The sequence below is a fragment of the Mucilaginibacter sp. UR6-1 genome, assembly GCF_020880975.1.
Classification (GTDB): Bacteria; Bacteroidota; Bacteroidia; order Sphingobacteriales; family Sphingobacteriaceae; genus Mucilaginibacter.
Map to the genome: position 1 here is coordinate 1 of NZ_JAJIWP010000009.1, position 14102 is coordinate 14102.

At 41.9% G+C, this 14102-nt stretch carries 14 protein-coding genes; 3 read left to right on the plus strand and 11 right to left on the minus strand.

The features are described from left to right. The first annotated feature begins 305 nt into the window (after nucleotides 1–305). Nucleotides 306–1262 (plus strand): SDR family oxidoreductase, encoded by a 957-nt coding sequence (locus LJ707_RS20040; protein ID WP_228954502.1) that lies wholly within the window; start codon nucleotides 306–308, stop codon nucleotides 1260–1262. Nucleotides 1263–1447: 185 nt separating this feature from the next. Here the strand turns inward: LJ707_RS20040 and LJ707_RS20045 are convergent, their stop codons facing one another. From LJ707_RS20045 to LJ707_RS20055, 3 genes are all read right to left on the minus strand, one after another. Next, nucleotides 1448–1900, minus strand: a complete 453-nt coding sequence (locus LJ707_RS20045; protein ID WP_228954505.1) for a cold-shock protein — start codon at nucleotides 1898–1900, stop codon at nucleotides 1448–1450. A 122-nt stretch (nucleotides 1901–2022) separates the two neighbouring features. Beyond that, complete coding sequence (locus tag LJ707_RS20050; RefSeq protein WP_228954508.1) at nucleotides 2023–2214, minus strand: cold-shock protein; 192 nt, start codon at nucleotides 2212–2214, stop codon at nucleotides 2023–2025. Between the two features lie 118 nt (nucleotides 2215–2332). Further along, nucleotides 2333–3562: a BamA/TamA family outer membrane protein gene (locus tag LJ707_RS20055; protein WP_228954510.1), complete on the minus strand. Its 1230-nt coding sequence runs from the start codon at nucleotides 3560–3562 to the stop codon at nucleotides 2333–2335. A 536-nt stretch (nucleotides 3563–4098) separates the two neighbouring features. On the opposite strand from LJ707_RS20055, the gene LJ707_RS20335 reads away from it, so the two are divergent. Together LJ707_RS20335 and LJ707_RS20060 are read left to right on the plus strand one after the other, a co-directional pair. Beyond that, the gene (locus tag LJ707_RS20335; RefSeq protein WP_255679017.1) at nucleotides 4099–4230 is read left to right on the plus strand and encodes a hypothetical protein; all 132 of its coding nucleotides are present in this window, start codon (nucleotides 4099–4101) and stop codon (nucleotides 4228–4230) included. After that, a complete protein-coding gene (locus LJ707_RS20060; protein WP_228954513.1) occupies nucleotides 4230–4556 on the plus strand; it encodes a hypothetical protein in 327 nt (108 codons plus the stop codon). Before LJ707_RS20335 ends, LJ707_RS20060 begins: the two co-directional genes overlap by 1 nt. A gap of 54 nt (nucleotides 4557–4610) precedes the next feature. On the opposite strand, the gene LJ707_RS20065 is transcribed toward LJ707_RS20060, so the two are convergent. From LJ707_RS20065 to LJ707_RS20100, 8 genes are all read right to left on the minus strand, one after another. Continuing rightward, on the minus strand, nucleotides 4611–5909 hold the full coding sequence (locus LJ707_RS20065) for a PAS domain-containing sensor histidine kinase (RefSeq protein WP_228954516.1): 1299 nt from the start codon (nucleotides 5907–5909) through the stop codon (nucleotides 4611–4613). Beyond that, entirely contained in the window at nucleotides 5893–7266 is a 1374-nt protein-coding gene (locus LJ707_RS20070; protein WP_228954518.1) for a sigma-54 dependent transcriptional regulator, read from the minus strand. The genes LJ707_RS20065 and LJ707_RS20070 overlap by 17 nt, the downstream gene beginning before the upstream one ends. A 17-nt stretch (nucleotides 7267–7283) precedes the next feature. Then, nucleotides 7284–8462, minus strand: a complete 1179-nt coding sequence (locus LJ707_RS20075) for an ABC transporter permease (RefSeq protein WP_228954520.1) — start codon at nucleotides 8460–8462, stop codon at nucleotides 7284–7286. A gap of 29 nt (nucleotides 8463–8491) precedes the next feature. Continuing rightward, entirely contained in the window at nucleotides 8492–9733 is a 1242-nt protein-coding gene (locus tag LJ707_RS20080) for an ABC transporter permease (RefSeq protein WP_228954522.1), read from the minus strand. 23 nt (nucleotides 9734–9756) lie between these two features. After that, nucleotides 9757–10422, minus strand: coding sequence for an ABC transporter ATP-binding protein (locus LJ707_RS20085; protein ID WP_228954525.1), 666 nt, complete (start codon nucleotides 10420–10422; stop codon nucleotides 9757–9759). Nucleotides 10423–10486: 64 nt separating this feature from the next. Then, nucleotides 10487–11944, minus strand: a complete 1458-nt coding sequence (locus LJ707_RS20090; RefSeq protein ID WP_228954527.1) for a TolC family protein — start codon at nucleotides 11942–11944, stop codon at nucleotides 10487–10489. Nucleotides 11945–11948: 4 nt separating this feature from the next. Beyond that, nucleotides 11949–13196, minus strand: a complete 1248-nt coding sequence (locus LJ707_RS20095; RefSeq protein ID WP_228954530.1) for an efflux RND transporter periplasmic adaptor subunit — start codon at nucleotides 13194–13196, stop codon at nucleotides 11949–11951. A 206-nt stretch (nucleotides 13197–13402) separates the two neighbouring features. After that, complete coding sequence (locus LJ707_RS20100; protein WP_228954531.1) at nucleotides 13403–14008, minus strand: DUF2306 domain-containing protein; 606 nt, start codon at nucleotides 14006–14008, stop codon at nucleotides 13403–13405. Nucleotides 14009–14102 lie beyond the last annotated feature (94 nt).

Sequence of the window (14102 nt, forward strand, 5' to 3'; positions counted from 1 at the left end):
CCCTAAAGCCGCCCCCTTCGCTATCCCCGCCGTACCTTTAACCTTCTTTCAAATAACTTCGCTTTATCTATCAAAGCGGCTGCAAAGGTACGCCCTTTTCCCGCCTTTCCAAATCCTGTACCGCTTTTTATTACCATAACCCCTTAAACCCCCTGTACCTCAAGGAGAAAAAATATCAAAATAAACCAAACATTATGAAGATGACGAACATATTATTCGGAATTGCATATAGATATGTATACTACATTAAAAAAGCACTCCCAATTTATAAGAACAATCTTTAAACACTACGGGTTATATGCTATATGGAAAGAAAAGTGGTAGTAATAACCGGCGCCTCAAGTGGTGTTGGCGCGGCAGCGGCGTTGGAGTTTGCTCAATACAATAACCGATTGGTGTTAGCGGCCCGAAATGAACACGCACTTGAAAAGGTAGCGGCAGAATGCCGCGAGTTAGGTTCGGAAGTATTGGTTGTGATTACTGATGTTACGGATAGCAAAGCGGTGATCAATCTGGCCAATGTCGCTAACGACTATTACGGCCGGGTTGATGTATGGATCAACAACGCCGGGGTTTTAGGTGCCGGAAATTTTGAAACAACTCCTATGGACACCCACGAACAGATCATCAGGACAAATTTATTAGGTTATATGCACGGCGCACATGCCATACTGCCAATATATAAGGCAAAAGGTAAAGGCATCATCATCAACAATATATCAATAGGTGGTTTTTTACCCGTACCTTATGGCGCAGGTTATACTGCCAGCAAGTTTGGGTTACGCGGTTTTTCTGAATCTTTAAAATCAGAGCTCAAAGCATGGCCCGGCATTCATGTGTGCGACCTGTTCCCTGCTTTTTTAGATACCCCGGGAATATATCACGCGGCAAACTACACCGGCAAGGAGCTAAAACCGGCCCCTCCTGTATATGATCCTGTAAGGGTAGCAAGGGCTATGGTTCAACTAAGTATTCATCCAAAATCAAATACTTACGTTGGTAGCGCATCGTTGTTACTAAAATTCGCTCATGCGATAGCGCCTGAAACTACTACTAATATTACCGGATGGGTAATGAGGCGCTATTTTAAAACAGCGACAGATATAGCCTTAACTGATGGTAATACATACAATACAGTTGATTTTGGCACAGGCGTGCATGGTGGCTTTAACCTGCCAATTGCGCCTAAGCAAAAACGAAATTTAATTGCCGGATCGGTGCTGGCGGGCTTTGCTGCAACATGGCTGCTGCTGCGTAAATAATAATACTTAAAAAGTATTAGTAAGGATAACCAATACGTATAGTGGCCAAAAGCAACTATAACACATAGGTATTTATTTTAATATTGATCATCTTCGGGTGTAATCATCTGAGATGATCAATATTACAATAACTATAGGGCAAGGCTACAATTCAGCCAGATAGTATATTGACAACAGCGATAATTTTATACCGCTTTTTTTACTTTGATTGCATTAAGGCCTTTTTGCCCTTGCTCAACCTCAAAAGTAACTTTGTCGTTCTCTTTTATTTGCTCAAGTATGCCGTTTATGTGTACAAAGATGCTTTCCTGGGTTTGCAGGTCTTTAATAAAACCATAACCTTTTGAATCGTTAAAAAAAGCAACCTTGCCTGTTCTTACAACCTCAACAGGTATATCTTCCTGCCTTGCTACCCCTATCTGTATATTTTCTGCCAATACAGCTTTACGTTTACCCGGTATTTGTGGCGTAGAGGTAATGTTACCATTCTCATCTACATAAGCCATCATATCATCTAAACCCTGGCCTTTAACAGCATTTGCCTTACGCTCTTCAGCTTTTTCTCTTTTATCCTGCTGTTTTCTGAGCTTTTTCTTTTCTCGTTCTTTTTTATTGAATGTTTCTGTGGATCTACCCATGTTTTGTTTTATGTGTTACATTAAACTTTTATACTTAAAAGTTTCTTAATTAACTCTTTTTTATAGAATAAAAAAAGCATTCTCCCTACTAAGGAGAATGCCATACAATAATTTATAGTGTGTTAAGCTACTTTTACATTAATTGCATTAGGTCCTTTACGACCTTCTTCAACCTCGTAATTAACTACATCGTTTTCACGGATGTTGTCAATAAGGCCTGTAGTATGAACAAAGATCTCGCTACCACCGTTACTTGGAGTGATAAATCCGAAACCTTTAGTTTCATTAAAAAATTTTACTGTTCCTTGTTGCATTATATTTTATTTTGATAAGTCCACAAGGTACGCATAATAAATGGTTTATTTTCCTTTTGGTAAAAAAATAAAAAATATAGTTAAATAAAAACAGACTATTATGACAAATATAGCAATCCTAAAAAGCTTCGCCAAGGTTAAGCAAAATTGCGCTGTAACCTTTACTAAAGCCATAATCAATACCTATATTAGTACCTGTAGCCTTATTGAATTTAATGCGCAAACCTGTACCTGCCGCCGGATGCCATGACCTTAACAATGAGCCCGACCCGCTTACCGTATTAACATTTGCAAATAAAACAAAACCCAGCAAGCCGTTATTGGTAATATCTCTGCGGTACTCACTCTCAAAGTACAGCAAACTTTTACCGCGATAACGGTTTTGATCAATACCACGGGCTGAACGGTTGTTTGGATCCCAGCCTGTGCTTGGCAAATCAAGATAAGGTGTACCCTCGCTTAACGTTGTCCAGAAATACGACCAGAATGCCAGCGTATTTTGCTGATTTGGCCTGGCAGGGTTAAGCGATACATACTTGCGCACATCAAGGTATAAGGATTGCCAGTTATTATTACTGCCCAAAAACGTTGGATTAACACGGTATATGATATTAGCATACGAGCCCGGTAACGGGTTTACTGTATTATTACGTGTATCATACAATAAATTCAAACTCAAGCCTGATGAAAATGAATTACGGTCGGTACCGTAACTATAACCGGTAAAATCTTTCAGGCTAACATCAGGGTTATCACTTTTAACATTAATACGGTAATCAAGGTTATACCCTAACCCGGCAAATAAATAAGGCTTAATGCGTTTAAGCGCGCTTTGGTAAAAGCGGATATATTTATAGTCGACAAGGGTTTTGTTATCCTCTTCGTTTCTGCTGCCTAAGCCCCAGGTGTATTGCGGGTATACTAAAAAGCGCGTATCACCCTGTATTGTCCATTTATTACCGGGCAACCAAATACTGGTGCGCAAAGGCAGGCCAAAACGGCTTTTCAAATTCCAGTAAGGCGCAAACACCGCGGTTGAAAGGCTGGTGTTTGAGCGTGGCCCCAGATACATACCGGCAGTTGTACTGGTAATCAGTGCCCGGCCGCTACCGCCCGGTACTGTGGTACCAAATGGCAGAAAAGAAAAGAAAACCTTTTTCTCGCGTGATGAGGTATCTACCGTATTCTTCTTTTTAATGCTGAATAAGCCTTTTGCTACATCGATAAGATCCGTTTGCCGCGCAGTATCCTTTTTTGTAGCATTTTGCGGGATAATGGTTGGGGCATTTTGAGCTAACAATTTAACAGGCAGCAGGCAGCAAATCAGTATATAATATTTTATTGACATGTAATTGTATTAACAAAACTGTAACTGAAATACATTCAATAACATAATTAGTTTTACTTTACTTAAACCTTACATTAAGATGTATGAGATATAATTAAATACCTGTTTGCTTTTTTAATAAGATATATAGATTTTAACCTAATAATTATTAATGTTGAATATATATTAAGATATAATTAGGTTATCCGACTATTAAGCTTATCTTTATAAAAACCACCTCTCACGCACACTACCTTCTACTTAGACTTTACTTGTTTAGCACACCTGGTAATTTTTAAGCTTTACGCTATAATTATTATCAAGCACATGAAAAAGTCCTACCATAAACATTATTGCTTTCATAAAACGTCTACAGTAGTTAAAGAAGCATCTGTTACAGGTCTGAAGCCAGCCTCAAACTTAAACTCCAATGAGTTACCGTACCAGCAACTGCACAATACCGCCCGGAAGATAATATATCGTATTCAACCTGATTCTTACCTAAAGTAGCATCCTGATGCCTGAAAGAGAAATAAACATTAAATAAAACAAATAATATGAGTAAAGATAAAGGTGGTAAAAACATCAAGAAAGCGCCGGCTGCCAACGGCAAAAAAGCAAATTCTGAATATCAGAATGAAAAGACAACGGTTTCAAAAATTATACCCATACCAAGCAAAAAGAAGTAATGATAAATAACAGTACAATTAATACCCAGGCTAAAATATATCTTTTTGATCTGGATAACTCTGCACGTGAACATGGCTTTAAGCAAAATGAAGACTGGAAATTAACAAAAGCCACCATTGAGGAAAAGGCGGAAATTGAGAAAAAATATCTCCTGACCGTATCAACCAAAGTTTTACCTGATGTTTTGCCTGAACTATTCAACATCATTCAAGCCCGCCTTAATACTTCAAAAGGTAATTCAACAACTGCGGCAGAAACTAATAACCCTTTTGATAAAGATCAAACCTATCTTGTAGCTTTTAACCCCGACAGGTTGAAACATTGATAAACTATAATAAGATGCTTAGGATGGCTCGAAACAAAAACATACCCGGCTATTTTAAGCATAGCTTATTTTAAAAACTGTTTTATCATCCGTGGTTTTTAACGAAAAGTCAAACCCATGATTAAGCATTACCTCCCTAACCAAAGTAAGGCCTATGCCCTGCCCATCCTTTTTGGTGCTGTAAAATGGTGAAAACAACTGGTTACTTTGCTCCTCGCTAATACCTTTACCATCATCAGTAATGGTAAGCGTACGGGCTTGCTCATTAATTATAAATTGTATAATCCCGCTCACCTCAATAGCTTCAAGCGCGTTTTTTACGATATTGATGAGCGCCTGTTCAAACTGTTCAATATCTAAAATAACTATTACCGGTTTTACGGGTGGCATAAATATTAACTGCACCTGTTGTTCATCGGCCCGTATCTGCATCAGCTCTATAATAGCATTGATCAGCACTTGCAGTTCAACCGGTTTTTTGTTGGCGGGCGGCAGTTTTACCAGGTCGGCAAAGTTGCGCATAAAGTGGTTTAGGTTTTGGTTACGATCATACGCCACCTGCAAGGCGTTATGCAGCAAGTGTTCTGTTTTACCCTCCCACAGCCTACCGGCATTAAGAGTTGATTGTAATATGGAATTAACCGGCCCTATGGTATTGTTAACCTCGTGTGCCATCATACGGATCACTTTACCATAGGTATTTTTTTCAGCGGCCAGTATTTCACTGGTCAACTCCTCTATCATAATATAGCCGCGTTGAAATCCCCTGTCAATAAAATATGATTTTTGCAGCTTATAAGTATTAATGCCGTCGGTTTTTAAAGTTAATGTGCCGCCCGCTTTAAGGGAAGCGGCCTGCATAAGCATCGCATTTTGTATATGCCCTATACTTTTCCCCGTAAGTTCTTTCTCTGTAAGTGATAAAATATTTTGTGCCTTAGGGTTTACCTGGCGTATGTTGTTGTCATGATCAAGTATCACAATACCTGTGGGTGATGTATGGATCAACTTCTCTAAAAAAAAATGCTGCTCTTCCTGCCGGGTACGCTCATACCTTAATTCATCTATCATTTGGTTATATACGCTGATGAGTTCATCTACCTCATGCTTGCCGGTAGGCAAAAACTTAACGTTGAACTCCCTGTCTTTAATAACCTCTATGCCCTGTATAAGCATTTTTATCGGGCTGATAAGCTGCCTGTATAAGCTGATAGATATGACCACAGAGATAATGACAAATACCTCAGATACGATGAAGTAAATACGGTTTTTATCAAAAATATAAAAGGAAAGCATCAGCGCGAGTAGATGCAGTATAACCACAAAAAGAATGTACTTAGTCCTCAGCTTCATCGTAAGGTATTTCAAATTTATCGAGCCGCCTGTACAAGGCACTGCGGGTTAAACCAAGTGCCACGGCAGCCTTGCTTACCTTGTTACGATGGAAAGCCATGGCCCTTTTTATCATTTCTATCTCCATCTCCTCAAGCGTAACTGTACCCACCCGCGGCCATTGGCCATTACTGCTGGTAACAGGCGCGGGTTCGAGCTGAGATCGGAAGTCTTCAATCTCCAGCACATCCTTTTTAGATACCAGTATGGAACGTTCTACCAGGTTTTTTAGCTGGCGGATATTGCCCGGCAAAGGCAATTGCTGCAGCCACTTCATCGCGTTTTTAGATATCGTTAAACCCGGGCGATTGTAGATCTGCTTTAAATTGTTCATAAAAAACTCTACTAAAAGCGGTATGTCCTTCGGCCTGTCGCGCAGGGGCGGCAAGGTTACCACTATCAGGTTTATGCGGTACAGCAAATCCTCCCTAAAGGTACCATTGGCCGCCATTGCTACCAGGTTTTTGTTAGTGGCGCAAACTACGCGTACATCTACTGTTTTGGTACGGCTGCTGCCTAAAACCTCGTAAGTACGATCCTGCAAAACGCGTAATAGTTTAACCTGGCTTCCCGGGTCAAGCTCACCTATCTCGTCAAGGTATATAGTACCTTTGTTAGCCAGTTCAAACCTGCCGGTTCTGTCAAAACGGGCATCGGTAAATGCGCCGCGCACATGGCCAAACATTTCGCTTTCAAACAACGATGTAGAAATACCGCCAAGGTTTACCTTGATAAATGGCTTATGCCGCCGCCCGCTGTTTTGGTGTACGGCCTCGGCTATCAGTTCTTTACCCGTCCCGCTTTCGCCCATAATAAGTACAGATGCATCTGTAGACGCTACGCGGCCTATGGTTTCCAGTATTTGCAGCATTTGCGGGTCCTCGCCTATTATCTGCTGAAAATTATATTCCTTATCAAGCTGCCTGCGGGTAAGTGATACCGCTGCTTTTTCGCGCAGATCAAGCAGCGTTTTTACTGATTGCAGCAGGTAGCCGTTCTCCCATGGCTTATTAATAAAATCATTTGCGCCAAGTTTTATCCCCTGCACAGCGAGGGCTATACTGCCCCAGCCGGTTATCAGGATCACCGGCACCCCGGCATTGACCTGCTTTATTTGCTGCAACAGATCCATCCCTTCCTCCCCGGTGGTGCTGATGGAAAAATTAAGATCAAGGATAATCAGCCCCGGGGCTTTATGTTTGATGATGTTAAGTGCCTCATCCGGCTTTTCGGTACCGGTAACCGCATAGCCTTCACTCTGCAACAATAGCTGCAAAGATGTACGAACGGCAACATCATCATCAATAACCAATATCATACCTCAAAACTAATTTTTTATTCTTCATGTAGGGCAACAGCCGGATAAATTGCCGCGGCCTGCCTGCCCGGATACAATGCGCATACCAGCACCAACAGGTAAATAAACATCACCGACAATAATATGGCGATGATATAAACGCTCGCCCGCAAATCAAAAACATTTAATATAGGAAACTGAACCGCAAAGAAAGCACCCACAATAAGCGCGAGCGTTGCCAGTATCATTGATTCGGCTACTAACTGCCCTGATACCGATGCACCCGATGCGCCAACAGCTCTGCGCAAACCAATTTCGCCTTTACGTTTGCTAATGTTGTACCATAACACGCCAAACAAGCCCAAAGCCACATTTACAACTAAAAAACCGGCTATTATCAATAATATAATCATGGGTACCAATGTGGTTTTGTTAATGCTCACGCGCTTATCGGCCAGGTGTTCTATCTCGATACCTGAATTCATCGGATCGTTTGCCATAACCTTATAAACCCGACTTTCAAATGCCGCATCTGCCGATGGAGCTACCTTTAAAAGTATACGCCCGCGGCCGCCTGATGCAGAAGTATCCACACGCTCGTACATAGCCGTACCGGCCTTTTGATAATCTCCCTTTGCCTTAACATCTTCTACCACGCCAACCACTACCCTCTTGCTGTCCTTACCGCCGGTTTGCTCACCTATTGCCTTACCGGTTCCAAACAGCTCCTTACGCAGCGAATTGTTGATAACGATGGGCTTTACTTTACCGGCATCATCCACCCTGCTAAACCAGCGACCTTCGGTAACCTGCATGTTTAAAACCTTATGATAGGTATCGCCTGCCTCATAATAATTAACACTATTAACGTGAATCTTCTTATAATCAACGCCGTTCATATGCGTATTGGCCGAAAATGGCACGTTTGAGCTGGCAAAACTCGCTTCCTGAACATAGGGCATTGAGCTTATCTTTCGCAGCAGGTTATCGTAATAGGTTTTTAATGAATCCCGGTCCTTTATCTCTACCCTGTTTTGGTAATTGATCACCCATACCCTTTCGTAATCGAGCCCCATGGGTTGTCTGTAATTCTGATAGTAATTTACAATGAGCGTGAACACCGCGAAAATCACCATAAAGGATACCAGGATCTCTGTAATGAGCAAAAAGTTTTGCTTCTTTTTATTCCAGATCAGCTTAAATAAATGCTTGAACATAATATTTTTTGATTAATTGTGATTAATTCTTACTTGGCTTTAAGGGCATTCACCACATTTAACCGAGACATGCGCCAGGCCGGGTAAACGCCTGAGAGTAACCCGAACACCAAACAAGCCAGTAAGCTGCATGCAAGTACCGTGTAGTTTATGGTAAGGTTTAAATTGGCTATCAAGCCGGCGTTATTGATCAGGCTCATTACTACAAGCGTTAACACAATACCTATTAAGCCGCCCAAAAGCGTAAGGATGATATTTTCTACAATAAATTGGTAAACCAGTGTACGTGATGACGCGCCGAAGGCCTTACGCACCCCTATCTCGGATGACCGCTCCATAATGCGGGTAATATTGATGTTTACCAGGTTAATAGTTGGCAAAAGCATAAACAGGAATACAAAGATACCAAGCCCGGTTATTACCTTACCAACACCCGAGTTGTTACCATTGCCCAGTATGGTACGCACCAGGCCAACAAAGTAAGTATCGGCAAAGCTGTAAATGTGGTCATAGTCTTTATCGGTAATGGGTATGCGCGCTACAATACCGGCATATTCTTTTTTTATTTTGGGCAGATCGGCCGCGGACTTAGCCAACACAATGGCCGAAAAATTGCCGTTGAAGCCTTTGTTCGTTTTATAATCACCTTTTGAGAGTGTGTAAGGCAAATACATGTCGCCATACATCATTATTTGAGTAATAGGTACATTTTTCACCACACCGGTTACCCTGTATTTTATATCATCAGCCTCAATGTATTTGCCAACCACTGAGGGTATGTTACCAAAATAGGCCGTCTTGGTATCTTCGGATATTACAGCAACACGCTCGGCGTTAGCTACCTGTTGCGGGGTAAATGGTTTACCTTCTAAAAAATCATAATCAAGCACTTGCCAGTAAGCGGCATTGGTATATTTTTGATTGATAGCCACCTTTTTATTGTTTACATACGTGCTCGAATAATCAAACATGGATGATATGGCTATCTTTTCGGCACTTTTGAGGCTCCCGGCATAATGTTCAAGAAAGTAGAAAGAGTGAGGGCCCCGGTTATAATAACCATTTTTAGTACCCTGCATCTCCATACTTAGAATATACAAGCTACGATCGCGCTTTTTATCCGGATAATTTGAATTACCAACCCTATCAATAAAAGCGGCAAGTACCATTAACACAGTTAAGGTAAAGCTGATGCCGAACAGGCTGATGAACGTAAAGAACTTTCTTCGCCTCAGCACCGCTATCGCTATTTTAAAATAATTTTTAAGCATGATATTTATTTTAAGCTGATGAATTACTGAACCTGCGAACCATCAAACAAGCGCACCAGGCGATGCGTTTTTTGAGCCATATACTGATCGTGCGTTACCATTACAATGGTGGTACCGTCGGTACGGTTCAATTGCAACAGGATGTCCATAATCTCGTTGCCCATGGCACTGTCAAGGTTACCGGTCGGCTCATCGGCCAATATAATTTCGGGTTTGCCTACTATAGCCCTTGCAATAGCAACACGCTGCCTTTGCCCCCCTGATAATTGCGTTGGAAAATGCTTGATACGGTTACTTAGCCCTACTTTCTCCAAAGCTTCGGTAGCCAATGCCCTGCGTTCTTTTGCTGTGGTATCGCGATACAACAATGGCAGCTCTACATTATCCAGCACCTGCAGATCATTAATGAGGTGATAGCTCTGGAAAATGAACCCCAGTTTTTTATTCCTGAACCGGGCCAGTTGTTTATCTGAATAACTGGCGGTGTCTTGTGAATCAATAGTAATACTGCCTTTTGAAGGAGCATCCAATAAGCCCATTATATTGAGCAATGTACTTTTGCCGCAACCCGAAGGCCCCATTATTGACAGAAATTCCCCTTTTTCTATATCAAGATTGATGCTGTTTAATGCCAGTGTCTGAATAGTGTCGGTGCGGTACACCTTCTCAATGTTTTGTAATCGTATCATTGTGTGTATGTTTAGTTTTTTAAATTATAATTTGCTGATAAAGTTGTGATTATACTTTTTGTATTTACTTATAAGCTATCTTTTCCATCTTCTCAAAATCATACAGGCTCAGGTAGCGTAACTGGTAATACGCACCCCAAAAGTCTCTTAGCGCGGCAACATAATCGCGCTTGGCCTGGTCATTTTCCTGGAAAGCGATGCTAAGATCGGTAATACTCAGGTCGCCAAGCACATAGCGGTCACGCGCTATTTTATATTTTTCTGACGCGATGCTGTCTGCCTGGGCCGTAAATATTAACTGATCCTTCATCATATTAAACAGCGTAACCTGTGTTACTATTTGCTGTTTAAAGGTTTGCTTATCCTGCTCCACGGCATATTCGGTAAATTGCTCATTAGCCTGCGCCGTTTTTACACGGGATTTTGACCGGCCCCAGTCAAGCACCGGTATGGCAAACTGCAGTTGCAGCAATTGCTGGTTTTGAGGATTACGGTAAATATCCGGAATATTACGGGCTGTGTTTGAAAAACCAATATTTGCCGTTAACGTTGCCACCAGCCCGCTTTGCCCCTTCGCTTTGGCAACATCCCTTTTAGCCTCGGCAATGCGGCGGATGAAGGCAATGGCATCACTGCGATTCTCAAACGCTTCGGCCAGCACCTTATCGGCAGATACATTCATGGCAATAGTGGCCGACGGCAATGCAAGGGCTATTTTTTCATCGCCCTCTGCCCCGGTATAGGTGCGCAGGTTCAGGGTAGCTATTTCCATATCCCTGCGGGCGGTGCCTACGGCCTTTTGCGCGTTCAGGCGCTCCAACTGCAATTGCAATATCTCGTTCTTTGAAATCTTACCCAAATCAAACTTTACCCTGGCTATGGCCAATATTTTTTCGGTATTGGTAAAATTGGTTTCGGCTATCTGCAAATTTACCTGTGCCAGTAACAGATCGAAAAAATAACCCGTTACCGTAATGGCTATTTGCTCCTGCGATTCGATATACGCCTGCTTGCTCTCATTAAATTTAAGCGGCTCTATCTTTTTATCCCACCTTAACTGATTATACTGAAATAACGGCTGGCTGTAACCTAAAGCGTAAGGCACCCCGTTATATAATTCGTTACGCCGATCAAAATCATAAAACCGCTGCATGGAGGTTGTACCATATATTGTACCGCCGGTTGCCGTAATGCTCTGGCTAAAATCAAGCTGCAGCGATGAATTATCATTATGCACCGGCTGAAATATAATGGTACCATCAGGCTGCAGCACCTGCTGCGTAGTTTTGCTGTAACCCGGCAGTATACCGCTTAATGATAGCTGCGGCTGGTAATTTGATTTAAAAGTACGCCATTGCCAGTACTTGGTTTCGCGCACGGTATTGGCCTGCTTGGCGGCAATTGAATTGCGTTTGGCCATATCAACCACCTGTTGCAGGCTTAGTTTAATGGTATCGCTGCCGCTATCAGCAAATGCCAAATTACCGGTAATTAACAGGATGATGAGGTATAAGTATTTCATCGCGTTAATTTTTTATAGTTAGTTCGCGGGCATTCTTGTACTCACTCATGTCAGACGTGATGACCACATCGCCGGTCTTCAAGCCATACTTTATCTCCACATAATCAAAATTGCTTAGGCCGAGGCGTACTGCTTTGCGCACCGCTTTGTTTCCGTTAAGCACAAAAACATCCTGATCGGCGGTACCTTTAAACCCGGCACCGTTGGCAACCCGTAGTGTTTTACCACGAACATCAGTAACCAGGTATACATCAACCTTCATGTTAGGCCGCAACTGTTTGTTGTTGCGCTCATCCAACTGTATATCAAAATTAACGGTGTTGTTTTGTACCGATGGATATACGTTTTGCACGTGGCCCTTCAACTGCGCATCGTTTACGCGAACAATTACCGGCATACCATTATGTAGCTTATCAAGGTAACTATCGCTTATACTACCGTTAACTTTAAAGCTGCTAAGATCGGCAATACGGGCAAGCGCATCTCCCTCGTGCACGCTTGCACCAATATTTTTATTTACGTAGGTAACCACCCCGCCCCGGGTAGCCACAATATCGGCAAGTTGCAGCTTGCGTTTCAACTCACGCAGATCATTCTCCTGTATCGCCAGGGCTATCTCCGCCTCCTTTATTTCTATCTGCATGGTTTGCTGCTTGCTTTTAATCTCGTTCTCCAGTTGCTTTTTTTCCATTTGGGCAACTTTAAGATTAAGCTCTGCCTGGTCAATACCCTCACGGGTACCGCCACCGGCCTTAAATAAACGCCTGGCATTTTCAACAGCATCAGCCAGGCTGCCTATGCGCAGTTGTTTGATGTCGTTATTTGATCGTATATCAAAAAAGCTTTTATTAAGATCGAGCCTGAGCTTGCTGATCTCATTGCGTTTACTCTGGATCTGAAAATTTATCTTTTCAAACTCAGTTTGCGCGGCTGATTTATCCAGAGAAAGTACAGACTGCCCTGTTCGAACTTTATTACCGGCATCCATAACCACGCTTTTAATGGATGCGCTTATCGGGCTGGTCAGTATCTCCTCAAATTCAGGCAGCACCTCGCCCGAGGCATTCAGCGTATTTTCAACGCTGCCCACCTCAACGGTAGCGGTAGTCAGTTCGCTTCTGTTTATACTGGTTTTAAAATTGGCCCTTACCAGCCATATCGCGGCAGCAAGAATTAATACAAGCACCACACCTATTAAAATGCTCTTTTTTTGCTTGCGGGCGGTAACTTCCTTTTCTATAAGTTGATCCATTTGTTGGTATGTAATACGCATATGGCTTTACAAGTGCCATACCAAACACATTCAACTAAAAATCAATAACTTATGAAAAAAATAATAAAATACTTGTCCGATATCGGACAAAGTGTTTTAGATGTGGGATAATCCGGTAAAACTTGCGAAGACCTTTTGACCGCACCCGGCAATGCTATACTTTTCTAAGATCATTATAGCGCAATTTATTTTAACAGCTTTTTTGTGAGCAAATAGGCAACGAGCAAATTTGGGAGCCACGACAACCAAGCTACAACAATATAGGCCATACCATAATTGCCTATTACAAGTATCAAAACAGGCAGCCAGATTCTTAGCGTAACAGCGGCAAAACAAGCCGCGTAGCTATAGATCATCAATACCTGATGTTTTATGACCTGTTGTTTTATGATGGTTAAGTAAGCCATTAAGGTGGTACAAAACCAGATGATACTTAAACAGCTAAAACCAAGTGATGCCCAAAAACCCTCATCCGCGAACAGCGCGATGTAGAAACCGGAAAAGGAACTGAATAAGGCCGAAGCAACATATACTTTACCTATAATCCTGTGTGCTTTAATGTTTTTGTACCTAAGTTTCGGACTAAATTGAAGCCACCCTATGAGTAGTGCAACCCCACCAAAAGTAATATGTATATAAAACGAAATGTACCATATAACGCTGCTTAAAAGCCACTCCGGTTTACCATTCAGTATTCCAACCTTCCCGTTTATCAGTAAATATTTAAGTGGATAAAGGCCAATAATAATGGAGAAAAAACCAAATAAAACCCACAAGATCTTTTTTTTCATGTCAGCGCGCTATGTTGAATGTAATGGGCTGTTGCAAGTACAACATTACCCGAATGTTATTTCAACAAAAATGTGCACTAACGCACTAAAAATG